Annotated in this window: 1 protein-coding gene; it reads right to left on the bottom strand. The window is 59.2% G+C overall.

Annotated features, from left to right (window positions below):
• Nucleotides 1–268: 268 nt before the first annotated feature.
• On the bottom strand, nucleotides 269–2110 hold the full coding sequence (locus IBX54_RS14615) for a hypothetical protein (RefSeq protein WP_296543383.1): 1842 nt from the start codon (nucleotides 2108–2110) through the stop codon (nucleotides 269–271).
• Between the last annotated feature and the right edge of the window lie 99 nt (nucleotides 2111–2209).

Below are 2209 nucleotides of genomic sequence, written 5' to 3'. Positions count from 1 at the left end.
AATAGTCCACTGTTGATTTCAAACAACATTTATTGGGGAAAGAATTCATCCTGAAGCCTGGGGGGGTGTGATTCAAACTGATGTGGTGATTGGATCATCTGCGCTGCTTGAAATTTTGTGCATTTTGACGGTCAGATTTGGGATGCAGTGCCAGGCGCAAAACGCGCCGTTTAGCTCTGCTAAACAAGCGATTTGCAACGAAGCAATGCTCCCAAAGATGGCTAGGCAAAAGTACAAGTTATTGCTTTGCGAGCCCTAAACCAGTCTATCAGCGCAACACCCAGAGCAGCAGCGCCAGCACGGCCAGCAAGATCAGCAGATAAGTTGCTTTGGACGGCTCGTCGGCATAAGGGTCCACCATCGAGCGCTCCGCATTGGCCGGCAGTTGCGCCAGTTTGGTCAACGAGGTGCCAAAAGGAATGTTGATGCGGGCGCGCGCATTGATGGCCCAGCCATTGGCGTCCAGAATCGGCCCCAGGTTGCGGCTGCGCAATTTGAACCAGGCCACAATCACGGAAGCACCCGAAATCAGCAGCAGCACGCCCAAAAGAACCAAAATCATTTGCCACCAGATCAAGCTGAACAAACCGCCCAACAGGGCCGCCAAAGCCGTGCCGATGGCACCGATCGCCAGCCCGATGGCGGCAAAAATACCGGCAAATTTGGCCACATCAAAAGCCGCCGACGCCGCTCCTTTGGGCGCCGCCGCCGGCGTGCCTGCCTTGGTGGCCATGGCTGCCATTTTTTCGTCAGAAGCCTTGGCTTTGCTGGCCGCCATTTTTTCCAGTTGCGCGTTCACCATCCGCGCGAACTGCTTGTACGGCGACCAGAAGGCCTGGCGCAAGCTGATGGGCTGCGCGATGATCTTGGTGATGGTGGCGTCCCAGTCGCGGCCCTGGCGGTCGTAGAACACGCCGTTGCGCCCCACCATCAATTGATCGGAGTCACCCGCGGTAAAGGCTGCGGCCACGCTCATTTTTTCTGCGCCGCGCACGCAATCGCAATAGACCAGGCAAATGTGCCCCAGCGAGGCCATTGCCGCATGTTTGGCGGCATCGTTCACCGCCACGCACAGGTCGCAGGAGCGGCCGTCCAGATACAGCGTGCCCACCTGGAATGTGGCCTTGCCCTGGGCGGTATAAAAGTCTTTGAAGGCGACAAAATTATTGGCCAGCGCCTGCAGGTCGCGCACGTAGCGTGACAGTTTTTCCAGGTCGCGCAGGCCATCGGACACGGCTTCAGGATCGGGTTTGGCGGCCTGCCAGGCGGCATACGCTGCCAATTGGCTTTTGATGGCTTGCCAGTCGGTGGCGCTCAAGGCGTCCTGCTGGCCCAGCAGCGGTTGCACCACCTGGTCGTGAAAGGCGGTGATCTGGCCGGCCCAGGCCGGATTCACACCACTCACCAGCGGCAAGCTTGCAGCCGGTGTGACGTGCGCCAGCGGCAAATCGCTGATGGCCTGGGATGCGGCATGAAGCGCAGCGGGCGCCATGGCCTTCAACGCATCTTCAGAGACGTTGAGGGCGGCACTGGCACGGTCGTCAAAGGCAGCCAACTGGCAGCGGACAAAATAATCATCGATCTTGGGCTCAAGCGCCTTGAACAAGGCGAAGCCAGCCGCGCTGGTCTCACCCAGGGGTTGCAATGTTTGCCCTGCGCTTTCCCAGGCACTTTGTGCGCGGGCGGCCTCAGCATGGCGCGCAGCGCTGATTTCTTCCACCGTCAGCAGTTCAGCATCCGGCTTGCCCAGATCGCGCGCCAGTGCCAGCGCGGCCTCATGGATGAGTTGCCCGCAGGGATCATCACGGCGAATCTGGCCAACAGGGATACCCGCGAGGTTTTGCGTCAGGACCGCGTTGTCCTGCAAGCGCTTGTCCGCCCAGGCGATGGCCTGCAACAACTCGGGCGCGCGCACATGGCCGTCGTTGTCAGTGTCGATCAGCGCCAACGTGCGGGCATCGAATTCGATGCCCTGGACCGGGCAGGACAGCGCCACCCACAGTTTCTGATCAAGCTGATTCAGCGCCAGCAGGTCGGCTGCCGTGTCGAGCCTGACCTGGTCAAAACCGCCCGCTCTGAAAAAACGCCAGGAATGGGGTGCAGTGCGCATGATGGCTCCTTGATGAAGTGACAATCAGACTTTAATAAACATTGTGCTTCGTCAGTAAAATCTGTGGGCGAGTTGCGGCTCAGGAAGCTTACCAAGCAC

This window comes from Rhodoferax sp. (assembly GCF_014859475.1).
Lineage (GTDB): Bacteria > Pseudomonadota > Gammaproteobacteria > Burkholderiales > Burkholderiaceae_C > Rhodoferax.
This window is presented reverse-complemented; position numbering and strand designations above follow the sequence as displayed.